A 23439-nucleotide genomic window follows, 5' to 3' on the forward strand; every position below is an offset into this window, starting at 1 on the left:
CGCGGCGCTTTCTGCTTTCTGGTTACTTCGGAAGAACATCCAGTTCCGCCTTGGAAGGCAGGAAGGAACCGTTCCAGATCTTGTCGGCATTGACGCGGGTCTTGGTGCCGTAGGCGTCCGAGACTTGCGACGCCATCAGTGTCAGGCGTGGGCTGAACACCTGGCCGTAGCCTTCCGCCTTGGCGTGCGGCGTGGCGATGGCGCTGGCGATGGCCAGCTTCAGGCGGCGCAGCTCCAGCTTCTCGTCGATCAGGCCGTCGCGCTCCTTTACCGCCTTGATGGCGGCTTCGGGATTGGCGATCACGTCCTTGGTCGCCTTGGCGAAGGCGCGCAGGAAGGCTTTGATGGCTTCCGGTTTTTGCCTGACCATGGCGTCGGAGGCGATGATGGCGTTGCCGTACAGCTTCACGCCGTAGTCGGGGAACATCATCACGTTGACGTCTTCATCCTTGATGCCGCGCGCGTTCAGGTTCAGCAGCGAGGTGAAGTAGAAGCCGGTGATGGCATCGACATCGCCGCGCGCCAGCATGGTTTCGCGCAGCGGCGGATCCATGCTGGTCCACTGCGTCTTGGACGCATCCAGGCCGTTGGCCTTGGCGAAGATCGGGTAGCCGCGGCGGCCGGCGTCGAACACCGGCGCACCCAGTTTCTTGCCGGCCAGGTCGGAAGGTTTCCTGATGCCGGATTTCTTCAGCGAGAAGACTGCCGCCGGCGTGTCGTTGTAGACCATCATCACGGCGACCGGCTTGGATGGCGCGTCGATGTTGTTGGCACTGAATTCCATCAGGGCGGCCATGTCGGCGAAGCCCATGTCATAGGTGCCGGAGGCGACGCGGTTGACGGCGTTGCCCGAGCCGTTGCCGGCATCGATGGTGACGTCGAGTTTTTCCTGCGCGAAGTAACCCTTGGACTTGGCCACCAGGAACAGCGCGGACGGGCCTTCGAAGCGCCAGTCCAGCTGGAACTTGATCTTGGTCTCCTGCGCGGATGCGGCCGAACATGCGGCGGCGAGCAACAGGGCGGTGCTGAACTTGAAGAACTTGCGGGCGGGCACGGGGCTTCCTTTCGTGGCGGTTGGTTGCGCTGCGCACCCGGCACTGCCATGCGGCGCGGGTGCGCGTTTGCCTGGATCGGCCATGGCAAACGACAGGCCATGAAAAGCATTTACTGTGCCAAGGAGCCGGCATTGCGCGAACCATGGGGCCGCGCGGGCGGTTCCATTTTTTGTCGACAATATAAATATCCATTTGCGACAATTTGGTGCTTTTCTGCACCCGTGTAGATAAAAATGCACTAAAAAAAATACGTCGTTTGTTCCGGAGGCCTTGCCAGGCAAGCCATCGCGCACCGTTCATCGGCGGTATCGCCATCTCGTAAATTGTTGACGATCCAGAGGGAGATCCTCCCGATCCAGGCATCTTCTTTCCCCGGTGATGTGCTGTCCATTATCCGGATGGCGGGTGCATTGCCATCCCACCTGGCGGGATTTTCCAGTCTCGGATGTGGCTGGCACGGCGCTTGCGTTAACGCTCCGGTCGGTTCGGGCGTCTGCGTTTGCTGCGGCGATATGTCCGTCAGATGCGGTGATCCGGCTGGAAACCAATTTTTCGTGAAGTGCTACAAGGGAGAAACGTATGAAGAAGGGTGCAATGGGGAAGTATTGGGCGGCGGCTGCGTTGGTGGCGTCGGCGGCGGGCAGCATGTCGGCGCATGCCGCCGACTGGGCCGATAACTCAATCGGCTACCGTTACGGCACACGCTTTGCCGAGCCGTTCAACTCGCAAGACATCACCAAGAATATCGTCAACTTCACCCACGCCAGCGGCTACAAGTACGGCACCAACTTCCTCAACGTCGACCTGCTGATGTCCGACAACAAGGATGACAATGCGCAAGAGGCCTACATCGTCTATCGCCATACGCTGGACATCGGCAAGATCTCGGGTAAGGACTTGTCCTTCGGCCCTGCGCGCGGCGTCGGCTTCACCTTGGGCTTCGACTGGAACACTAAGAACGACAACAGCTACGCCTCCAAGAAGCGCATGCTGGTGGTCGGCCCGACCCTGATGATGGACGTGCCGGGCTTCCTCAACGTCAGCCTGCTGGCGCTGTTCGAAAGCAACCAGCCCAAGGGCATCACCAGCCGTTACAGCTACGACACCCACCCGATGCTGAACCTGGCCTGGGGTATTCCTTTCGGTTCCACCGGCCTGGCATTCGAAGGCTACATGAACTACATCGCCGCCAAGGGCAAGAACGAGTTCGGTGGCGGCACTGCACCCGAACTGAACTTCGACGGCCAGATCATGTATGACGTCGGCAACACCATCGGCATGGGCAAGAACACCTTCCGTGTCGGCCTGGAATACCAGTACTGGCGCAACAAGTTCGGCAACCCGTCGAATGTGCCGGGCTCGCTGGCCAAGACGCCGATGATTCGCGCCGAATACCACTTCTGAGCGCGGCAGGGGTAGCATGGATGCCGGGTTTTCGGACCCGGCATTTTTCTTGGTGCGGCGCTTGTGCGATGATCGGGCCTTTCCGGCGTTATCGATACGGGGCGGAAAAGGGCACCAATGGCTGAATCATATAAATCATCTTGAAAGCGGAACGTCATGGAAGCGTACATTCTCGATTGGCTGAACCTGCTGCTGCGTTGGGTACACGTCATCACGGCGATCGCGTGGATCGGTTCCTCCTTCTATTTCGTCTGGCTCGACAACAGCCTGGTCAAGCCGGCCGATCCGGAGTTGCTGGAGAAGGGCGTGGGCGGCGAGCTGTGGGCGGTGCACGGCGGCGGTTTCTACAATCCGCAGAAATACCTGCTGGCGCCGAAGACGGTTCCCGAGCACTTGCACTGGTTCTATTGGGAGTCGTACAGCACCTGGCTGTCCGGGTTTGCGCTGTTCGCGCTGCTGTACCTGTTCAATGCCAATGTGTTCCTGGTCGACAAGAATGTGTTCGACATGTCGGCGTCGATGGCCGGCGGCACGGCGATCGCTTTCCTTGTTTTTAATTGGCTGATTTATGACGCCATCTGCAGCGCCATCGGCGATCGTCCCAATGGCGACCGGCTGGTCAATCTCCTGGTCGGGCTGCAGGTGATCGTATCGGTGTGGGCGGCTTGCCACCTGTTCTCGGGCCGTGCGGCCTTCCTCATCAGCGGCGCATCGCTGGCGACCATCATGAGCGCCAACGTCCTGGTGTGGATCATTCCCGGCCAGCGCAAGACGGTGGCGGCGATGCGGGCCGGCCAGGCGCCGGATCCTATCCACGGCAAGCGCGGCAAGCAACGCAGCGTTCACAACACCTACTTTACCTTGCCGGTGCTGTTTGCCATGCTGTCCAATCACTACAGCATGACGTATGGCGCGCCGCATAACTGGGTGGTGCTGCTGATGATCATGGCGGCGGGGGCGTTGATCCGGCAGTTCTTCGTGTTGCGGCACAAAGGTGTGAATAATTGGTGGTATCCGGGTGTGGCGGTGGGGTTGTTGCTGGCGGTGGCGATCGGTTTGAGTCCGATGATGCGTGGCAAGCCGATGCCGGCGGCTTTGCATCGTCAGGAGGCGGGGCAGCCGGCCGTTGCTGCCGCTGCTGGCGATGCCAAGGTCGCACCGGCGGCCGCGGGGTTCGCCCAGGTGCAGCAGGTGATCGAGGCGCGCTGCATCCAGTGCCATGCGGAGAAGCCTACGCTGATGCCGGTGCCGGGCAAGGGCGTCCTGCTGGATAGCCGGGAGCATATCGCACAGCATGCGCAGCAGATTTATCAGCAGGCGTATGTGGCCAAGAGCATGCCTTTGGGGAACATGACGCATATCACTGATGAAGAGCGGGCTGTGATCGGGAAGTGGTTTGAGGCGGGAGCCGCGACTAACTGACGTTCGTCACATATCAGGGAAAACAAAAAACGCCGGCATCCGCCGGCGTTTCCATTTCTGCACGTATCAACCCGCCTGATACGGATGCACCTTCTTCCAATGCTCCGCAATATCGATGCGCCGGCAAATCCACACCCGGTCATGCGATTGCACGTAATCGAGGAAGCGCTGCAAGGCGCGGAAGCGCCCCGGGCGTCCCAGCAGGCGGCAGTGCATGCCGATCGACAGCATCTTGGGCGACTCCTCGCCTTCTTCGTACAGCACGTCGAAGCTGTCCTTCAGGTACTGGTAGAAGTGTTCGGCGGTATTGAACCCTTGCGGCGTGGCGAAGCGCATGTCGTTGGCGTCGAGCGTGTACGGCACCACCAGGTGCGGCGAGCGTTGGCCGCCGGCCGTTTCCACTTCGGTCCAGAACGGCAGGTCGTCGCCGTAGTAGTCGGAGTCGTAGGCGAAGCCGCCGTGTTCCACTACCAGTTGGCGCGTGTTGGGCGAGTCGCGGCCGGTGTACCAGCCCAGCGGGGCGCTGCCGGTCAGTTCGCGGAATATCTGCACCGCTTGGCGCATGTGCTCGCGCTCGGTGTCGATGTCCATGCTTTGGTAGTGGATCCAGCGCAGTCCGTGGCAGGCGATTTCGTGGTCGAGGTCGAGGAAGGCTTGCGTCACGTCGGGGCTGCGCTGCAAGGCCATGGCTACGCCGAATACCGTCAGCGGCAGGCCGCGTTTTTCGAATTCGCGCAGGATGCGCCATACGCCCGCGCGCGAGCCGTATTCGTAGATCGATTCCATCGACATGTGGCGCGCCGGGTAGGCGGCGGCGCCGACGATTTCGGAGAGGAATTGTTCGGAGGCCGGGTCGCCGTGCAGCACGCAGTTCTCGCCGCCTTCTTCATAGTTGAGGACGAATTGCAGCGCCACGCGCGCCTGGCCGGGCCATTGCGCGTGCGGAGGGTTGCGGCCGTAGCCGGCGAGGTCGCGGGGGTAGTTTGCTTGCAAGGACATGTCGTTGGGTCGGGTTGCCGTGAAAGTTGCGCGAAGGGATCTGCGGGCAGTCTACAGCCCTTTGCCCAGGACGGCACGTAGGTCGAATTGGTCGTCCGCATCGGGCCGCACCCGGTCTTCGCATAAATGCAAGTGATGTGCCATATGTTCCTGGGCGGCATCGATGTCGCCGTTTTCCAGCGCCGCCAGCACGGTCTCGTGTTCGTCGAAGGAGCAGGCGTTGTGGCCTGGCGCTTCGGTCTTGGCGATCATCAGCGTGGTGCGCGACACCAGCTTGCGTAGCGTGTCCACCAGCAGCGCGTTGCCGGCCAGTTCGGCCAGCGCCAGGTGGAATTGCGCCGAGAGCCGGATCCAGCGCGGCCGGTCGCCGGAGAGGTAGGATGCGCGCTCTTGTTCCACCATGCGCCGCAGCGCGGATATCTGGCGGGTCCCGGCGGTGCGGCCGACTTTTTCCAGGACGGCGTGTTCGAGGATGTTGCGCAGCTCGAACATGTCGCGCACCTCGGCATGCGAAGGGCTGGCGATGAAGGCGCCGCGGTTGGCTTCCAGGTCCACCATGCCCTCCGTCGACAGGCGCGACAGTACCTTGCGCACGGTATGGCGCGCCGTGTCGTAGATCTGGCACAGCGTCTGTTCGGTAAGCTTGGTGCGCGGCGGCAGGCGGTGTTCCATGATGGCGTCGTAGATGTCCTGGTACATGCGTTCTTCGACAGCTATCGGCGCTTCCCGCTCGCGCGCGGAAACGGTTTGGCGGGGTTGGGGAGCGGCCGCGGCGCGGCCGGATTTACCGGCTTTGTTCATGATGCCCATGCTTTCGATGAAAATCCTGCGGATGCCGGGTGCGCTTCATTTTGCCGCCGATGGATCGTCGACAATCATGGAAGATATCTGCAACAAATTGGGGCTATTTTGCACCAAAAAGAGCAGCGTATGCGTCTCCTTGGCCTGTCTGCGGCCGATTGTTCATGTTGCGGCGCAAGGAATTGTCGCCAATCCGATGGCAGATCCCGGCAATGTCCGGGTGGAGATGCAAGAAGCGTGCTTGATTTGCTGGGGAGGAAGATGCTGGAGGGGAGGGGGAGTGCGCCCGGCGCGACGGCCGGGCGGAGACGGAGAGACTGCTTAGTGGGCGCTGGAGTATTGCTCCAGTTCCAGCAGCAGCGCCGCCTGGTCTTCCTCAGGCAGGAAGCAGGCTTCGATGCCGTTGCGCGCCAGTTGCAGTACCTGCTCGCGGGAGAGGTCGAGCGCGCGGGCGATGGCATGGTAGTTGGCCGTCATGTAGCCGCCGAAATAGGCCGGATCGTCCGAATTGACGGTGACGGCCAGGCCGGCATCGAGCAGGCGCGCGATGTTGTGGTCGGCCATGTCCTTGACCACGCACAGCTTGAGGTTGGACAGCGGGCATACCGTCAGTGGAATGCGTTCCTGCGCCAGGCGCTGCATCAGCGCCGGGTCTTCCTCGCTGCGCACGCCGTGGTCGATGCGTTCCACCTTGAGCACGTCAAGCGCACTGATCACATAAGCCGCCGGGCCTTCTTCGCCGGCGTGGGCCACCAAGCGGAAACCCAACTCGCGGCAACGGGCGTAGACGCGCGCGAACTTCTCCGGCGGGTTGCCGCGTTCGGACGAGTCCAGGCCGATGCCGGTCCACAGGTCCTGATACTGCTCGCGCAGCGGCAGCGCCGCTTCCAGTGTGGCGAAGGCGTCTTCTTCCGACAGGTGGCGCAGGAAGGACATGATCATGCCGCTGCCGAAGCCGTCGCGGCGGCGCGCGTCGCGCAAGGCGCCGGCGATGCCGGCGAACACGGTGGCAATGGGGATGCCGCGCTCGGTATGGGTCTGCGGATCGAAGAAGATCTCGGCATGGCGCACATTGTCGGCCTGGGCGCGCGCGATGTAGGCGGCGGTCATATCGTAGAAATCCTGCTCGGTGCGCAGCACGTTGGCGCCGGCGTAATAGAGGTCGAGGAAGGATTGCAGGTCGCTGAAGTTGTAGGCCGCGCGCAGGTCTTCGACCGAGGCGTACGGCAGCGCGACCTGGTTGCGCTGGGCCAGCGCGAACATCAGTTCGGGTTCCAGCGTGCCTTCGATGTGCAGGTGCAGTTCGGTTTTCGGCATGCCGGCGATGAAGCTGTCGAGCGCCTGGCCCGATGCGGATGGAGAAATGGCTGCGGAGTTCATGGCTGACTACCCTTCAAAAATGGCGAGAACGATGGGAACGGCAAAACGCCCTAAGCATACCCGCTCCCGAACCCCGCATTATCACGCAAATCCCATATCGGGCCTACCTGGTAGCCGTGATGAACCTTGTCGCGGCCTTGCGATCTGAGCAGCAAGGTTCGGGTGTAAATATTCGATGAAAACGCTCTGGCTCTGATAAAGCATGTTTAAATGCAAAAATTCTTAGGGGAAATGCATGCGCAAGACGATGTGGGATTCGTTGCAGTTGCTGATGTGTACGACGGCGCTGGCCGGCATGGCCGGGTGCTCCTGGATGCCGTGGACCGAGAAGGAAGACCCGGCGGTGGTGCCGTTCAAGACCATCATGAGCGGTTCCTACCAGGGGTTTCTCAAGAATTGGGATGACAGCCGGCAACCGGTTTTCTGCACGCTGATCCGCAGCAGGACCGAATGGGACTACTGGATGGAACCGGCGCCGGTGATGGGCGACAAGCGGCCGTTCGGCCCCTCGGCCGATCACTTCGAACGCAAGCAATACCTGCTGGTGGCGCGCACCATGCAGGCGCCTGACGCCGCCGAGCGGCCCCATGTGTTCACGCCGCTGTCGGTCCGCCAGCGCGACGGCGGACTGCGGATCAATTACCTTTACCGCGCCCCGTCCTCCGGCGCCTCCTACCGCATCAAGGATTACCTGATGCTGGCCATCCCCAGGGAGCGCTATACCACCGGGCCGGTGGTGTTTTACGAGAACGACCGCAAGGTGTGCGAACTGGACCGCTGACCATCGGTGCACGAGGATGAAGAAAAAGCCGCAAGCGCATGGCGCTTGCGGCTTTTTTCATGTCGCGGCCATCATCCAGGACGAAATCAGGCGCCCTGGGTCATGCCGATGAATTGCTGCAGCTCGGCCGTCTGCGGACGGGTGAACAGCTCTTCCGGCGGGCCGATCTCATGCACCTTGCCCTGGTGCATGAAGACCACGCGGTCGCACACCTCGCGCGCGAAGCGCATCTCGTGCGTCACCATCAACAGCGTCATGCCCTCCTTGGCCAGGCCGCGCACCACGGCCAGCACTTCGTTGACCAGTTCCGGGTCCAGCGCCGAGGTGATCTCGTCGCACAAGAGCGCCTGCGGTTCCATCGACAGTGCGCGGGCGATTGCCACGCGCTGTTGCTGGCCGCCGGACAGCATGTCGGGGAATTCGCCGAACTTGTGGTCGAGGCCGACCTTCTCGAGATTGGCCTTGGCCGTCACCATGGCCTCGGCTTCCGATACGCCCTTGACGATCATCGGCGCGATCATCACGTTGCGCCCCACCGAGAGGTGCGGGAACAGGTTGAATTGCTGGAAGATCATGCCGACCTTCAGGCGCAGGTTGCGCAGTTCCAGTTCGGTCGCGCCCAGCTTGGCGCCGGCCACGCTGATGTTGCCCTCGTCGATGCTTTCCAGGCCGTTGATGCAGCGCAGGAGAGTGGACTTGCCCGAGCCGCTCTTGCCGATGATGGCGATGACTTCGCCGGGTTCGACGTCCAGGCTGATGCCCTTCAAGACCTCGTTGTCGCCGAAGCGTTTCTTGACGTTGTCAATGGCGATGAGCGGCATGGTATTTCCTTTCCAAAGACTGGCTGTACTTGGACAGCGGCCAGCAAAGCACGAAGTAGAAGACGCCCACGATGGCGAACACCGTGAAGGGGCGGAAGGTGGCGTTGGTGATCACGGTGCCGGCCTTGGACAGCTCGACGAAGCCGATGATGGACGTCACCGCGGTGGACTTGATGATCTGTACGCCGAAGCCCACGGTGGGGGCGATGGCGATACGGAAGGCTTGCGGCAGCACGATGTAGCGCATCTGCTGGAAGTAGCCCATGGCCAGCACGGAGGACGCTTCCCACTGGCCCTTGGGGATCGCCTCCACGCAGCCGCGCCAGATCTCGGCCAGGTAGGACGCGCTCCAGCAGGTCAGCGCCAGGCCCGCCGCCAGCCAGGCCGGCACTTCGACGCCGAACAGGGCGATGCCGAAGAACACCAGGAACAGTTGCATCAGCAGCGGCGTGCCCTGGAACAGTTCGATGTAGAGGCGGGCGACCTGGCGCAGCCAGTTCCGGCGCGAGGTGCGCATGAACAGGATGATCAGGCCCAGCGCGCCGCCGAGCACGAAGGTGACCAGCGTCAGGACGATGGTCCAGCGCCAGGCCAGCATCAGGTTGCGGACGATGTCCCAGGTGGTGAAGGCGATCATGCGTTCCTCCGGGCGATGATGAAGTTCTGGCCGATCAGGCGCAGCACCTGGCGCAGCAGGATCGCCAGCACCAGGTAGATCAGGGTGGCCACGATGTAGGCTTCGAAGGCGCGGAAGTTGCGGCCCTGGATGAAGTTGGCGGCGAACGACAATTCTTCCACCGCGATCTGCGAGCACACCGCCGAACCCAGCATCACGATCACCACCTGCGAGGACAGCGCCGGCCAGATCTTCTGCAGCGCCGGGCGCAGGATGATGTGGCGGAAGATCTGCATGCGCGACATCGACAGCGAGGCCGCCGCCTCGATCTGGCCGCGCGGGATGGCCTGCACGCCGGCGCGGATGATCTCGGTGCCGTAGGCGCCGAGGTTGATCACCATCGCCAGGATGGCGGCCTGGATCTCGCTGATGTGCACGTCCAGCGAAGGCAGGCCGAAGAAGATGAAGAACAGCTGCACCAGGAACGGCGTGTTGCGGATGATCTCGACATAGCCGCTGACGATGGGCTTGAGCCAGCCCGGCCCCTGCGTGCGCGCCCAGGCGCCGAAGATGCCGACGGCCACGCCCAGCACGCCGCCGATGGCGATCAGTTCGACCGTGGTCAGCACGCCTTTGACGAGGACGTCGCTGTAGTCGAAGGTGGAGAGGAAATCGAATTGGTAAGCCATGTCGTCGTCGCTTCGCTCACATTCCGGTTGTCCGCCTGCCTGTCTGTGCTGCCTTGTTCTCGCATCGCCGGCGCCAGGCGGAATCGCGCCGGCGATGCGTTATTGGTGATTACAGTCCGGCCGGCAGCGGCAGGCCCAGCCATTTCTGCGAGATGGCATTGAGGCTGCCGTCCTTCTTGGCATCGGCCAGGATCGCGTCGACCTTGTCCTGCAATTTCTTCTCGCCCTTGTTCAGGCCGATGAAGCACGGCGAGTCCTTGATCAGGAACTTGGTTTCCGGTTTCTTGGGCGGGTTCTTGGCGATGATGGCCGCGGCCACCACGTTGCCGGTGGCCACCAGTTGCACCTGGCCCGAGAGGAAGGAGCTGATGGTGCCGTTGTTGTCTTCGTAGCGCTTAACGGTGGCGCTGGCCGGGACGATCTTGGTCAGTTCAAGATCCTCCACCGAACCGCGGGTGACCGCGATGGTCTTGCCGGCCAGGTCGGCCGCGCTTTTCACCGGCAGGTCGGCCGGGCCGAACACGCCGTTGAAGAAGGGTGCGTAGGCGGTCGAGAAGTCGATCACCTTTTCGCGCTCGGGGTTCTTGCCCATGCTGGAGATCACCAGTTCGACCTTGTGGGTGGTCAGGTAGGAAATGCGGTTGGCGCTGGATACCGGAATCAGTTCGACCTTCACGCCCATCTTTTTGGCGATCAGGTTGGCCACGTCGATATCGAAGCCCTGCGGCTTGAGGTTGGCGTCGACCGAGCCGAACGGCGGGAAGTCGGCCGGCACCGCTACCCGCAGCGTGCCGTTCTTCTGGATATCGTCCAGCGCGTCGGCACGCGCGGCGGTGGCGGAGAACATCATGGCGCCGGCCATCAGGCCGATCAGGAGGCGGGTCAGTTTCATAGCGGTTTCCTTTTGCGTGAGGACGTTGATGAGTGGCTCTGCGAGCTTCTTGTTGGGGAATGGCGATGGAGATGGGGGGCGGCAACCTCGTGCGACACAGGCGCCAGCGCCTGCCGCAGCGGCGCCAGCGGATCGCTGCTGCGCACCTGGTTCAGGCCCGATTCGACATGCAGCAGGTGGGCCTGCATCAGTTGTTCCGCCTGTTCCAGGTCGCCGCGCTCCAGCGCCTGGACGATCAGCACATGTTCCGAGCAGGATTCTTCTGCCTGTTCCGACGACTGGTGCAGCATCGCCGTCAGGGTGGTGCGCGCGGTCAGGTCGCGCAGCGTTTCCGACAGCAGCGAATTGCCCAGGCATTCGCACAGGCAGACGTGGAAATCGCCCAGCAGATAGCTGCGCGCGCCCACGTCGGCGCCGGCGATGGCGGCTTCTTCGCGCGCGATATGCTCGCGCAGCTGCGCCACTGCGGCCGACGGGATCGGCCGCAGGCCGGCCTGGCGCAGCAGGCCAAGCTCGATCACGCGGCGCGCCTCGAAGGCCTCGCGCGCCTGTTCCGGCGTCGGTTCGATCACGAACCAGCCGCGCCGCGCGCTCACCGTGACGATGCCGCGCGCCATCAGGCGCGTCAGCGCCTCGCGCACCAGGGTGCGCGACACGCCGAACAGGTCGGCCAATTGCTGCTCGCCCAGGCGCGTGCCCGGCGCCAATTGCTTGGCCAGGATTGCCTCGGTGATCCGGGTGGCGATCTGTGAAGACGATATGACGGAAGGAATTGTGCCCATGTCCACTCATCAGCAAGTTGCGTGCCAGACTGATATACAAGACTGGCATACAAAACCGCGTGACGATTATTGGCGGCGAAAGCCGCGTGTGACAAGGGATTCCGGCAGTTTTGCATGTGCGGTCGCACAAAATCGGCGCGGCAGGCGCGCACGGCCATGGTTCATGCACCGCTGCAAACCGGTGCGCGCCGCCGTTGTGCGTTGCTTCGCGGATACGCCGGGGACTGGTTCAAAAAGAAACGGGGCGCCGCATCGGGCGCCCCGTGGGGGGATTTATCGCGGCAGCTCCTGCGCCTTCCATTTTTTCCACAGCCGCCGTATTTTCTCCCGGTCCGATGCCGATCCGGCAGCCAGGTAGCCGCGCACATAGGCGATATCGGCGGCCAGCGCCGGGTGTTCGTCCTGCAGCCCGGCCAGCAGGCCATCGGCAACGGCCAGGTCGTTGGCCAGGCCGAGTTGCTCCTGCAACTGCGACAACGCCTTGAGAAAGGGCTTGCTCTGCTTTTCTTTATAGAGGGCCTGGAAGAATTCGGTGTCGTAGCGCAGCTTCTTGGCCGCGATTCGGGCGCGGTGGCGCGTGCGGGGATCGTCTTCCATCTTGCCGCCGCGCTTTTTCATGCGCTTCTCGTCATGGCGCAGCATGTCGCGCGCGAAGCGCGACAGCGGGCGCTTCAGTGCCGCCAGTTGTTCCGCATCCATTGTCCCGCCCCACTGCGCGCCCAGCATCCAGCGACTCAAGCGCAGCGCCAGCGCGGTGTAGCGGGGCGAGGCCACTGCCTGCACGGCGGCCCGGTGCATCGCCCGCGCCTGTTCGGATGCCGCGCTGCGCACCGCGTCCAGCCCGATCGCATCGGCGTGTCCGGCAGGCACCGCCGCCAGGGTGGCGCCTGCCAGCACGTCCCAATCGCGCGCGGCGCCGATGTGTCCGGACAACCATTCGAATTCGCCCGCCAGTTCATCCGGCAAGGCGATCACATCACGGAACAGCGTGAAGGCCGAGCGCAGGCGGCGCAGGCCGATCCGCATCTGGTGCAGGCGCTCCACATCCCTGGCATCGCCGTCGGCGATGTCGTTGGCGTACACCTGGGCCACGCAGTTGCCGACGATGGCGATGAAGGCCTGCTCCACGTTCATCTTCTTCGACAGCGCCAGCGGGGCGGCCTTGACCGCGCTGCTGGCGGGCGCCGTGCCGGCGGCCTGGTGGTACAGCGCGTAGCCGCGCTGGGCCTTGCTCTGGATGCCGATGCGCAGCGGGATGGTCTGCATCAGTTGCAGGGCGAAGTCGAACAGCGCCAGCGGATCGCCGCTCTTGAGTTCGAGTTCGATCTCGCACACCTTGTCCTGCAGGTTGCCGTGTTCGACCACGCCGCGGTCGAGCACGAACTCGACTTCCGAGCCGTCGGCCAGCGCCAGGTCCCACAGCATGCGCTTGATGCGGGTAGCGAAGACGGGGCGGATCTGCGCCGCCACCTTGGGCGCGAAGATACGTTCGGCCCAGGCGGCGCCGGCCGGCACCAGTTCGCGCAGGCGCGCCAGGTCGGGCAGCTCGCCCGGTACCTGCGACTCCCATTCATTGCGTTGGTGCAGGCCGCCTTGCACGCCGCCGCCGGCCTTCAGCGTCTGGATGTATTCGCGGCCGGTGCGCCGCACGCGCAGGCCGGCGTCATTGCGGCGCAAGTCGTTGCCGGGGGTATCGAAATACACGCCGGTCTGGTCCTTGGTGCGCGGCGCGGCCGATGCATGGCGCGCCAGCAGCGGATGCGCGATCAGCGCCTTGACGTGCGCGGGGGCGAGCAACAGTTTCAGTTCGGTTTCCATGGCTTCAGGCTAGCAGAAAGGGGGAGGCGGCGGGATGTCGCGCTTCAGCGTTTTCCTGCGCGCACCGTGGCCTTGGCGGCACTGCCGCCCTTGCGCGCGCGGCCGGCCAATTGTCCGCCCTTGTAGGGCACGCGCCCCGACGGCACCACCACCGATGCGGTTTCGACATGGCCTTCCTGGTCGTCGAAGAACATGTGCGCGCCGAAGGCCTGCAGCACGTCGGTCTTCTTCAGGCCGCCGAGGAAGAAGGCTTCGTCGACGTTGACGTTCCAGGTGCGCAGCGTGTGGATCACGCGCTGGTGCGCCGGACTGTTGCGGGCGGTGACGATGGCGATGCGCACCGGGCATTCCTTGGGCGGGAACTGTTTCTGGATGGCCGACAGCGCCAGCAGCAGCTTGGCGAACGGGCCTTCCTTCATGGCCTTGTTGCGGTTGCGCTGTTCATGCTTGGCGAAGGCTTCCAGGCCTTTCTCGGCGAAGATGCGTTCCGACTCCGGCGAGAACAGCACGGCGTCGCCGTCGAAGGCGATGCGGATCTGGTTTTCCGGCGCGCTGTATTCGACCGGGGCGGTGTAGAGCTGGGCGGCGGCGACGCCGGCGTCGATGGCTTCCTGTACGTCGCCGGTATCGCGCGAGAGGAACAGGTCGATCTTGAACGCCTTCAGGTAAGGCGCGGTCGGGCCGCCGCCGGTGAAGGCGGCGCGGCTGATGTCGAGCTTGTGGGCGGCGATGGCGTTGAAGGCGCGCAGGCCGGTATCGGGCGTGTTGCGCGAGATGACCACCACTTCCACCAGGCGGCGCCCGGGGATCAGGTCGTTGAGCCTGAGCAGCGCCTTGGCCAGCGGGAAAGCGGTGCCGGGTTCCAGTGCATCGTTTTCGTGGGCACGCTGGTAATCGGCGTAGGCGTCTACCCCTTGCTCGTCATAGATGGCGTTTTCGGCTTCCAGATCGAACAGGGCGCGCGAAGAGATTCCGATGACGAGTTTGTCTGAGAGGTCGTAGGGCATGAAAGCATTCCGTAACTGGATCAACCATGATTGTAGAACTCATTTCATCAATAGGCGTGAGATGCGTTCTGCTCAGAAAGGACGCTGGCAAGGAAGGCGCGCGAGGCGTCGTGTGGCGGTGCCAAACGCAAGGAGCGCAACGCGGCCAGCGCCCTTTCTGAGCAGAACCCGGAGGGAGCGGCCCGTTTGGGCGGATTGCCGCGTTACGAATTTGGGTCAAGACGCCCAGTCTTGACCCAAATTCGCGCCTTGCACTCCATCCCAAACGGGACTCGCTCGCACTCACGCCTATTGATGAAATGAGTTCTAGAGCGGCACGGGGCGTTGCGCCGGCCTTGCCGGTGTGTGGCGGGCGGTTAGGGTGTGGCAAGGCCGCCAGTTATGCGAAATTTTCATGTCTGGATCGAACTTGCTGATATAACTGTATAACGTCGCTTAAAAGTATTCATTTGTCTGATTTTTTGGTCGTTTCTTCCGGTAAAAACAAAAAATCGCGTTGCCGATCGATCGATAAATTTGTATGATGACCGGATAACCTTACGATAACGACGCGAGACAGCATGTTTCAGAAAATCCCTGCACAGGCGCTTAGCGACAGGGTTGCCCGGCAACTGCTGGACAACATCGATGGCGGCGCTTTCCCGCGCGGCAGCAAGTTGCCTACCGAGGCGGTGCTGGCGCAGGAGTTCGGCGTCAGCCGCACCGTGGTGCGCGAGGCGATCTCGCGCCTGAAGCATGAGGGCGTGGTGGAACCGCGCCAGGGCAGCGGCGTTTTCGTGACGGAGCAGGCGGGTATCAAACCGCTACGCATTGACTATGCTGAAGTGAGTTCGCCCGACGCGGTATTGCAGATCGTCGAACTGCGCCGCGCGATCGAGGCCGAGGTGGCGGCGCAGGCGGCCAAGCGCCGCACCGAGGCCGATATCGAGGCGATCGAGGCGGCGCTGGCGCGTATCGGCACGGACGTGGCCGCCGGCGGCGACGGCGTGGCCGCCGATGTGGCGTTCCACCGGGCGCTGGCGCAGGCCACGCGCAATCCGTACTTCATCAAGACGCTGGAGTTCCTCTCGCAGTACCTGGAGGCGGCCACGGCAGTCACGCGCGGCAACGAAGCCCGCTACGAGGATTTTTCGCGCCAGGTGCGCGAAGAGCACGAAGCCATCGTCGAGGCGATCCGCGCCGGCGACGAGATGGCGGCGCGCAACGCGGCGCAGGCGCATATGTTCAATGCGGCGCGGCGCTTGAGCCTGGGGCAGAGCTAGCCCCCTGGCAGGGCAGGATTACGAATAGGCGACGCCGGCCAAGGCCGGCGTCACATCATCAACCGGCGCAGGTCTGCATCACGACAATGGCAGCGGCGCTTTTTGCTTCTCTCAGTGGAGACAACGATGTCCAAGAATGTGGGTGTGATCGGTTTGGGTGCGATGGGTTTCGGCGTCGCCAGTTCGCTGTTGCGCGCAGGCTTCAACGTGCATGCCTGCGATGTGCGCAAGGAAGTGCTGGATAAGTTCGCCGCCGCCGGCGGCGTGGCCTGCGCCAATCCGGCCGAGCTGGCCAAATCGGTCGACGTGGTGATCACGCTGGTGGTCAATGCCGCCCAGACCGAAGCCGTGCTGTTCGGCGAGAACGGTGCGGCGTCGGCCCTGAAGCCCGGTAGCGTGGTGATCTCCAGCGCCACCGTGGCGCCGGATTTCGCCATCGAACTGGGCAAGCGCCTGGGCGAGCAGGGCCTGCTGCTGCTGGACGCGCCGGTGTCCGGCGGCGCCGCGCGCGCCGCTTCGGGCGAGATGACCATGATGACCTCCGGTCCCGACGAGGTGTACGCCAAGATCGAAGACGTGTTGCAGGGCATGGCCGGCAAGGTCTACCGCCTGGGCAACGCGCACGGCATCGGTTCCAAGGTCAAGATCATCAACCAGCTGCTGGCCGGCGTGCATATCGCCGCCTCCGCCGAAGCGATGGCGCTGGGCCTGCGCGAAGGCGTGAACCCGGATGCGCTGTACGACGTCATCACCCACAGCGCCGGCAATTCCTGGATGTTCGAGAACCGCGTGCCGCACATCCTCAACGGCGACTACACCCCGCTGTCGGCGGTCGACATCTTCGTCAAGGACCTGGGCCTGGTGCTCGATACCGCCCGCCGCAGCAAGTTCCCGCTGCCGCTCTCGGCCGCCGCGCACCAGATGTTCATGATGGCCTCCACCGCCGGCCACGGCGGCGAGGACGACTCGGCCGTGATCAAGATCTTCCCGGGCATCGACCTGCCCGCGGCCAAGGCCAAGTAAGCACGCTCTAATATTCCGGAGTCAACCATGTCACAAGCCAAACCTCTCCTGGGTTGCATCGCCGACGATTTCACCGGCGCCACCGACCTGGCCAACATGCTGGTGCGCGGCGGCATGCGCACGGTGCAGACCATCGGCGTGCCGGCCGAGATGCCCGCCGTCGCCGCCGATGCGCTGGTGATCGCATTGAAGTCGCGCACCATCCCCGCCGCCGAGGCCATCGAGCAATCGCTGGCCGCGCTGCGCTGGCTGCAGCAGCAGGGCTGCACGCAGTTCTTCTTCAAGTATTGCTCCACGTTCGACTCCACCGACGCCGGCAACATCGGCCAGGTGACCGACGCGCTGATGAAGGAATTGGGCGTGGACTTCACCATAGCCTGCCCGGCCTTCCCGGAAAACGGCCGCACCATCTACCGCGGCTACCTGTTCGTTGCCGATGCGCTGTTGAACGAATCCGGCATGGAAAACCATCCGTTGACGCCGATGACCGACGCCAACCTGGTGCGCGTGCTGCAGCGCCAGACCGCATCCAAGGTCGGCCTGGTGCGCTACGACGCCGTGGCGCGCGGCGCGGCCGCCGTGCAGGAGCGCTTCACCGCATTGCGCGCCGACGGCGTGAAGATGGCCATCGCCGATGCGGTCTCCGACAAGGATCTGTTCACGCTGGGCGAAGCCTGCGCCGAACTGAAGCTGATCACCGGCGGTTCCGGCGTGGCGCTGGGCCTGCCCGAGAATTTCCGTCGCGCCGGCTTGCTGCATGCGGTCGGCGAAGCGGCGCAACTGCCCAAGGTGGACGGCTTGTCCGTGGTGCTGGCAGGCAGCGCCTCCAAGGCCACCAATGCGCAGGTCGCCGAATGGAAGGCCACGCGCCCGTCGTTCCGTATCGACCCGCTGGCCCTGGCGCGCGGCGAGGATGTGGTCGGCCAGGCGCTGGCTTTCTCCGACGAACGGATCAAGAACGAGCCGGTGCTGATCTATGCGACCGCCACGTCGGATGAGGTCAAGGCGGTACAGAAGGAACTGGGCGTGGCCAAGGCCGGCCACATCGTCGAACAGGCGCTGGCCGCCATCGCTGCCGGCCTGAAGCAGCGCGGCGTGCGCCAGTTCGTGGTGGCCGGCGGCGAGACCTCGGGCGCGGTGGTGCAGGCGCTGGACGTGCGCGCGCTGCGCATCGGCCCGCAGATCGACCCGGGTGTGCCGGCGACCGCCACGCTGGATGCGCAGCCGATCGCCCTGGCGCTGAAGTCGGGTAATTTCGGCACCGTCGATTTCTTCGAGAAGGCGCTGCGCGCGTTGGCGGGGAAGGCGGCATGAGCATCGAAGCCAAACTGCGCGAAGAGATCTGCCGCATCGGCGCATCGCTGTACCAGCGCGGCTATACCGTCGGTTCGGCCGGCAACATCAGCGCGCGGCTGGACGACGGCTGGCTGATCACGCCGACCGACGCCTGCCTCGGCTTCCTCGACCCGGCCGCGATCTCCAAGGTCGATGCCGGCGGCAACTGGGTAGCCGGAGACAAGCCGTCCAAGACGTTGGTGCTGCACCGCGCGGTGTACGACAACAATCCCGAGATGCATGCGGTGGTGCACACCCATTCCACCCACCTGGTCAGCCTGACCATCAAGGGCGTGTGGAAGGAAGAAGACGTGCTGCCGCCGATCACGCCGTATTACGTGATGAAGGTCGGCCATATCCCGCTGATCAAGTACGCGCGCCCCGGCGCGCCGGAAGTGGCCGAGCAGGTGGCGAAGATCGCCGCCAAGGTGCGCGGCGTGCTGCTGGAGCGGCTTGGTCCGGTGGTCTGGGAAAGCTCGGTCTCCAAGGCCGCCTTCGCGCTGGAAGAGCTGGAAGAGACCGCCAAGCTGTGGCATCTCTGCGGCGGAGCCGCGGCGCTGGAAGAAGCGGCGTTGCAGGAGTTGCGCGACGTATTCAAGGCGCGCTGGTAAACAACAGCGCTCCCGTTTTTGCGACAAGCGTGGCGGCGCCGCCTGCGCCGCCACGTGCCTTCCGCGCATGAAGCTTGCCGGAAGGGAAAGAGCCGGCACAAGACCGGACGATCAATCTTGAGGAAGCAGTCTGTCGTTTGCCCGCCTATGCGTATCCGGACGCAACCGCGCCCGCGATGCGAGCCAGCCGATAACCGCCCTTTCATATTGAATCCATAAATTGCCCGCATGCGAATGCGGGCGCCAAGCAACCAGCGGCCGTCACCAACGGCCGATACCTCTTAGGGAGATGTAGTAAGCATGACCACCGCAACCACCACCGCCGCTGCCGCAAGCGGCGCCAACGAGCAGGCCAAGGACGGCCTGTACAAGAAAGTCTTCTGGCGCATCATGCCGTTCCTGATGCTGTGCTACGTGATCGCTTATCTCGATCGCGTCAACGTCGGCTTCGCCAAGCTGCAGATGTCGGCCGACCTCGGCTTCTCGGAAACCGTGTTCGGCCTGGGCGCCGGCCTGTTCTTCATCGGCTACTTCCTGTTCGAAGTGCCGTCCAACATCCTGATGCATAAGGTCGGCGCGCGCATCTGGATCGCCCGCATCATGATCACCTGGGGCATCCTCTCGGCCGTGTTCATGTTCGTGCAGAACGCGACCCAGTTCTATATCCTGCGCTTCCTGCTGGGCCTGGCCGAGGCCGGCTTCTATCCCGGCATCATCCTGTACCTGACCTACTGGTTCCCGTCGCACCGCCGCGCCAAGGTGATCGCGGTGTTCATGTCCGGCATCCCGGTGGCCGGCATCCTGGGCAACCCGCTGTCGGGCTGGATCATGGACGCGTTCCACCAGAACGGCGGCCTGGAAGGCTGGCAGTGGATGTTCCTGATCGAAGCGATCCCGGCCGTGCTGATCGGCCTGGTGACGCTGCTGTACCTGGACAACGACGTCAAGAGCGCCAAGTGGCTGAGCGATGACGAGAAGAAGATGCTGCAAGCCGACATCGACGGCGACCAGAAGGGCAAGGAAAGCGGCCACGGCTTCGGCGCCATCGTCAAGGATGGCCGCGTATGGCTGATGTGCCTGATCTACTTCGCCTTCGTCATGGGCCAATACGGCCTGACGCTGTGGATGCCGACCCTGGTCAAGGCCACCGGCGTCGTCGGCAACCTGCAGATCGGCCTGCTGTCGGCGATCCCGTTCGGCTGCGCCATCGTCGCCATGAACCTGATCGGCCGCAGCGCCGACCGCATGCGCGAGCGCCGCTGGCACCTGGTGGTGCCGGCCATGATGGGTTGCGTGGGCTTCATCGGCGCCGCCATGTTCGCCGACAACACCGCGATCTCGATCGCCGCGCTGTCGCTGGCCGCCGCCGGCGTGCTGACCTGCGCGCCGCTGTTCTGGTCGCTGCCGACTTCGTTCCTGTCGGGCGCCGCCGCTGCCGTAGGCATCGCCGCCATCAACTCGGTGGGCAACCTGGCCGGCTTCGTCAGCCCGTACCTGATCGGCTACTTCAAGGACCTGACCAAGAGCAATGCGACCGGCATGTACATGCTGGCCGTGATGCTGGTGGTGGGCGCCATCGCGACACTGGTGACCAAGCCCAACGTGGTCAACAAGTAATATTTCCGTAAAATCCGGGCATGGCCGGTTCCGGTTGCCGGGGCCGGCCGCACCTCAACATTCAAGGAGCACACGATGCTGCGTTTTGCCGCCAACCTGAGCATGATGTATGCCGAACACGATTTCCTGGACCGTTTCGCCGCCGCGGCGAAGGATGGCTTCCCGGGCGTCGAATTCCTGTTCCCGTACGATTACCAGCCTGAGGAAATCAAGTCGCGCCTGGACGCCAACGGCCTGACCCAAGCGCTGTTCAACGCGCCGCCGGGAGACTGGGCCGCCGGCGAACGCGGCATCGCCTCGCTGCCGGGCCGCGAAGACGAATTCAAGCGCAGCATCGAGACCGCGCTGAAGTACGCCTCGGTGATCGGCAACAAGACGCTGCACGTGATGGCCGGCCTGATCAAGCCGGGCCAGGACCGCGCCAAGCACCGCGCCGTGTACGTGGACAACCTGTCGTACGCCGCGCACCAGGCGGAGTCGGCCGGCATCACCGTGGTGATCGAGCCGATCAACACCCGCAACATCCCCGGTTTCTTCCTGAACCGCCAGGACGATGCGCAAGCCATCTGCGCCGAGATCGGCGCAGAGAACCTGAAGGTGCAGTTCGATTGCTATCACTGCCAGATCGTCGAAGGCGACGTCGCCGTGAAGTTGAAGCGCGACATGGCCGGCATCGGCCACATCCAGATCGCCGGCGTGCCCGAGCGCCATGAGCCGGATGTGGGCGAACTGAACTATCCCTACCTGCTCAAGCTGATCGATACGCTCGGTTACCAGGGCTGGATCGGCTGCGAATACAACCCCGCCGGCGCCACATCGGCCGGCCTGGGGTGGCTCAAGGCGATCGCTGCCCAGGGACTGACCCAGTTGAAGGCTTGATCGAGGTAGTTGCCATCAGGCCGCATACGGGCCACAAACAAAAAGCGGAACGCATATACGTTCCGCTTTTTTTATGCATCAGAGAGGCGCGCTGGTGCTGCCGGCATCATGCGGGCGCGTTGCCATACGGCCGACGCCAGCCGGCGAAGGAGATCCGCAGTCGTCAGCGCTGGCGCAACATGTTAAGCTTGCGGCTTCAACATGACTCGCTCGCGGTTCGCTCTGATGGAGACGGTTTTGTACAGGCATCCTCAAATGCCGGAGACAAGAATCGGACAGGCAGTTGAATCCGGCAGGCGCATTGAGCCAAGCTTAGTGCCAGACCTTTCGGGGCAGCCGGTTCCGGCGCCCTCGAAGCCGGTAGTCTGAAATCCCCAAGTTCATGCAGACACGCGCAATTGGCGACGAAAGTACGCTTTTGCCGTCGCATCCTGCATGGCCATTGTGCAAGCCTGGGGAACGGATCTCACTTCATCAAACACGGATTAGACAATGTTGAAAAAATCCTTCCTGGCATTGCTGGGATTTGTATTTGCGCTGGTGCTGGCACCGGCTTCGCAGGCAGCCGACGTCAAGAAAGTCGACGTGCTGCTGATTGGCGGCGGCATCATGAGCTCCACGCTGGCGGTCTGGCTCAATGAGCTGGAGCCGGGCTGGTCGATGGAAATGGTCGAGCGCCTCGACGGTGTCGCCCAGGAAAGCTCCAACGGCTGGAACAATGCCGGTACCGGCCACTCGGCGTTGGCCGAGCTGAACTACACGCCGGAGAACAAGGACGGCAAGATCGAGATCGCCAAGGCCATCGAGATCAACGAAGCCTTCCAGATCTCGCGCCAGTTCTGGGCCTGGCAGGTCAGGCACAGCGTGCTGAAGAATCCGCGCTCCTTCATCAACTCGACTCCGCACATGAGTTTCATCTGGGGCGACGAGAACGTGGCTTACCTGAAGAAGCGCTATGAAGCGCTGCAGGCCAGCCCGCTGTTTGCCGGCATGCAGTATTCGGAAGACCACGAACAGATCAAGAAGTGGGTGCCGCTGATGATGGAAGGGCGCGATCCCCGGCAGAAGCTGGCCGCCACCTGGACGCCGCTGGGCACCGACGTCAACTTCGGCGAAATCACCCGCCAGTTCGCCGCCTACCTGCAGACCCGCCCCAATTTCACGCTCAAGCTTTCCAGCGAAGTGCGGGATATCACACGTAATGCCGATGGCACCTGGCGTATCGGCTACAAGAACCTGAAGGACGGCAGCACGACCGAGACCGACGCCAAGTTCGTCTTTATCGGCGCCGGCGGCGGCGCACTGAAGCTGCTGCAAAAATCGGGCATTCCGGAAGCGCGCGAGTACGCCGGCTTCCCGGTGGGCGGTTCCTTCCTTGTGACCGACAACCCGGCGGTGGCGGAGCGCCACCTGGCGAAGGCCTACGGCAAGGCTTCGGTCGGCGCGCCGCCGATGTCGGTGCCGCACCTGGATACTCGCGTATTGGACGGCAAGCGCGTGATCCTGTTCGGCCCCTTCGCCACGTTCTCCACCAAGTTCCTGAAGGAAGGCTCGTACTGGGACCTGTTCTCCAGCACCACCACGCACAATGCCTGGCCGATGGTGAAGGTCGGCGTCGCCGAATACCCGCTGGTGGAATACCTGGCCGGCCAGCTGATGCTGTCGGACGACGAGCGCTTCGCCGCGCTCAAGGAATACTTCCCCAATGCCAAGAAGGAAGACTGGCGCCTGTGGCAAGCCGGCCAGCGCGTGCAGATCATCAAGCGCGATGAAGAGAAGGGGGGCGTGCTGAGGCTGGGCACCGAGATCGTCGCCGCCAAGGATGGCAGCATCGCCGGTCTGCTGGGCGCTTCGCCGGGGGCATCGACTGCCGCGCCGATCATGCTCAGCGTGCTGGAGAAGGTGTTCAAGGACAAGGTCGCCACGCCCGCATGGCAAGCCAAGATCCGCCAGATCGTGCCGAGCTACGGCACCAAGCTCAACGATCATCCCGACCAGGTCGCCAAGGAGTGGGCTTACACCAGCGACGTGCTGCAACTGGCGCCGCCTCCGGCCATCGCGCCCAAGGCCGGGCAACCTGACGGCGGCCGCGCCAGCATGAGCAAGCCACAAGAGAAAGCCGCGGCCGACATGGCGTTGTGAGCGTGATGGTTTAGGGCCTGTTCACAGGCTTGTCGAGTAACAGCAAGGGCCGCCAGGCCGTGATGCCGTTCAGTGAATAGCTGAACGGCATTTTCATTTGTGC

The 23439-nt window shown here is 63.6% G+C and carries 21 protein-coding genes; 10 read left to right on the plus strand and 11 right to left on the minus strand.

All coding sequences use genetic code 11. The annotated features are described in order from the left end of the window. Positions 1–22: 22 nt before the first annotated feature. Entirely contained in the window at positions 23–1054 is a 1032-nt protein-coding gene (locus J7548_RS07625; RefSeq protein ID WP_290972640.1) for an ABC transporter substrate-binding protein, read from the minus strand. A gap of 580 nt (positions 1055–1634) precedes the next feature. Between J7548_RS07625 and J7548_RS07630 the strand changes: the two genes are divergently transcribed. Next, the gene (locus J7548_RS07630; RefSeq protein ID WP_290972642.1) at positions 1635–2459 is read left to right on the plus strand and encodes an outer envelope protein; all 825 of its coding nucleotides are present in this window, start codon (positions 1635–1637) and stop codon (positions 2457–2459) included. Positions 2460–2615: 156 nt separating this feature from the next. After that, positions 2616–3881 carry a urate hydroxylase PuuD gene (locus J7548_RS07635; protein WP_290972644.1) on the plus strand — a complete coding sequence of 422 codons (1266 nt, stop codon included), beginning with the start codon at positions 2616–2618 and terminating at the stop codon, positions 3879–3881. 66 nt (positions 3882–3947) lie between these two features. On the opposite strand, the gene puuE is transcribed toward J7548_RS07635, so the two are convergent. From puuE to J7548_RS07650, 3 genes are all read right to left on the minus strand, one after another. Next, positions 3948–4880 carry an allantoinase PuuE gene (gene puuE / locus J7548_RS07640; protein WP_290972646.1) on the minus strand — a complete coding sequence of 311 codons (933 nt, stop codon included), beginning with the start codon at positions 4878–4880 and terminating at the stop codon, positions 3948–3950. A 51-nt stretch (positions 4881–4931) separates the two neighbouring features. Next, the gene (locus tag J7548_RS07645) at positions 4932–5681 is read right to left on the minus strand and encodes a GntR family transcriptional regulator (protein ID WP_290972648.1); all 750 of its coding nucleotides are present in this window, start codon (positions 5679–5681) and stop codon (positions 4932–4934) included. A 321-nt stretch (positions 5682–6002) separates the two neighbouring features. Further along, positions 6003–7061: an adenosine deaminase gene (locus tag J7548_RS07650; RefSeq protein ID WP_290972650.1), complete on the minus strand. Its 1059-nt coding sequence runs from the start codon at positions 7059–7061 to the stop codon at positions 6003–6005. A 235-nt stretch (positions 7062–7296) separates the two neighbouring features. Here J7548_RS07650 and J7548_RS07655 point away from each other — a divergent pair, with 235 nt between their 5' ends. Next, positions 7297–7842, plus strand: coding sequence for a hypothetical protein (locus J7548_RS07655; protein ID WP_290972652.1), 546 nt, complete (start codon positions 7297–7299; stop codon positions 7840–7842). Between the two features lie 86 nt (positions 7843–7928). On the opposite strand, the gene J7548_RS07660 is transcribed toward J7548_RS07655, so the two are convergent. The 7 genes from J7548_RS07660 to J7548_RS07690 all read right to left on the minus strand — a co-directional run bounded on the left by J7548_RS07660 (position 7929) and on the right by J7548_RS07690 (position 14467). Further along, positions 7929–8663, minus strand: coding sequence for an amino acid ABC transporter ATP-binding protein (locus tag J7548_RS07660; RefSeq protein WP_290972654.1), 735 nt, complete (start codon positions 8661–8663; stop codon positions 7929–7931). Next, complete coding sequence (locus tag J7548_RS07665; RefSeq protein WP_290972657.1) at positions 8644–9300, minus strand: amino acid ABC transporter permease; 657 nt, start codon at positions 9298–9300, stop codon at positions 8644–8646. The genes J7548_RS07660 and J7548_RS07665 overlap by 20 nt, the downstream gene beginning before the upstream one ends. Next, entirely contained in the window at positions 9297–9968 is a 672-nt protein-coding gene (locus tag J7548_RS07670; RefSeq protein ID WP_290972660.1) for an amino acid ABC transporter permease, read from the minus strand. The genes J7548_RS07665 and J7548_RS07670 overlap by 4 nt, the downstream gene beginning before the upstream one ends. Positions 9969–10077: 109 nt before the next feature. Next, positions 10078–10860, minus strand: coding sequence for a transporter substrate-binding domain-containing protein (locus J7548_RS07675; protein ID WP_290972662.1), 783 nt, complete (start codon positions 10858–10860; stop codon positions 10078–10080). Further along, positions 10857–11642, minus strand: a complete 786-nt coding sequence (locus J7548_RS07680; protein WP_290972664.1) for a GntR family transcriptional regulator — start codon at positions 11640–11642, stop codon at positions 10857–10859. The genes J7548_RS07675 and J7548_RS07680 overlap by 4 nt, the downstream gene beginning before the upstream one ends. 273 nt (positions 11643–11915) lie before the next feature. After that, complete coding sequence (locus tag J7548_RS07685) at positions 11916–13460, minus strand: CYTH and CHAD domain-containing protein (RefSeq protein ID WP_290972668.1); 1545 nt, start codon at positions 13458–13460, stop codon at positions 11916–11918. Positions 13461–13504: 44 nt separating this feature from the next. Next, positions 13505–14467 (minus strand): 5'-nucleotidase, encoded by a 963-nt coding sequence (locus J7548_RS07690; protein WP_290972671.1) that lies wholly within the window; start codon positions 14465–14467, stop codon positions 13505–13507. Between the two features lie 560 nt (positions 14468–15027). Between J7548_RS07690 and J7548_RS07695 the strand changes: the two genes are divergently transcribed. The 7 genes from J7548_RS07695 (at position 15028) to mqo (ending at position 23336) form a co-directional block, all read left to right on the plus strand. After that, positions 15028–15729, plus strand: coding sequence for a FadR/GntR family transcriptional regulator (locus J7548_RS07695; protein WP_290972674.1), 702 nt, complete (start codon positions 15028–15030; stop codon positions 15727–15729). A 57-nt stretch (positions 15730–15786) separates the two neighbouring features. After that, positions 15787–16752 carry an L-threonate dehydrogenase gene (ltnD, locus tag J7548_RS07700; protein ID WP_290973343.1) on the plus strand — a complete coding sequence of 322 codons (966 nt, stop codon included), beginning with the start codon at positions 15787–15789 and terminating at the stop codon, positions 16750–16752. A gap of 27 nt (positions 16753–16779) precedes the next feature. Then, positions 16780–18066: a 3-oxo-tetronate kinase gene (otnK, locus tag J7548_RS07705; protein ID WP_290972677.1), complete on the plus strand. Its 1287-nt coding sequence runs from the start codon at positions 16780–16782 to the stop codon at positions 18064–18066. Continuing rightward, positions 18063–18698: an aldolase gene (locus J7548_RS07710; protein WP_290972680.1), complete on the plus strand. Its 636-nt coding sequence runs from the start codon at positions 18063–18065 to the stop codon at positions 18696–18698. The genes otnK and J7548_RS07710 overlap by 4 nt, the downstream gene beginning before the upstream one ends. A gap of 300 nt (positions 18699–18998) precedes the next feature. Beyond that, positions 18999–20315: an MFS transporter gene (locus J7548_RS07715; protein ID WP_290972683.1), complete on the plus strand. Its 1317-nt coding sequence runs from the start codon at positions 18999–19001 to the stop codon at positions 20313–20315. Between the two features lie 75 nt (positions 20316–20390). Beyond that, positions 20391–21194 carry a 2-oxo-tetronate isomerase gene (gene otnI / locus J7548_RS07720; protein ID WP_290972686.1) on the plus strand — a complete coding sequence of 268 codons (804 nt, stop codon included), beginning with the start codon at positions 20391–20393 and terminating at the stop codon, positions 21192–21194. A 492-nt stretch (positions 21195–21686) separates the two neighbouring features. Next, positions 21687–23336, plus strand: a complete 1650-nt coding sequence (mqo, locus tag J7548_RS07725) for a malate dehydrogenase (quinone) (RefSeq protein ID WP_290972690.1) — start codon at positions 21687–21689, stop codon at positions 23334–23336. The last annotated feature ends 103 nt before the right edge of the window (positions 23337–23439 follow it).

Origin of the sequence: Herbaspirillum sp., assembly GCF_017744395.1 — a bacterium.
Taxonomy (GTDB): Bacteria; Pseudomonadota; Gammaproteobacteria; order Burkholderiales; family Burkholderiaceae_D; genus Herbaspirillum.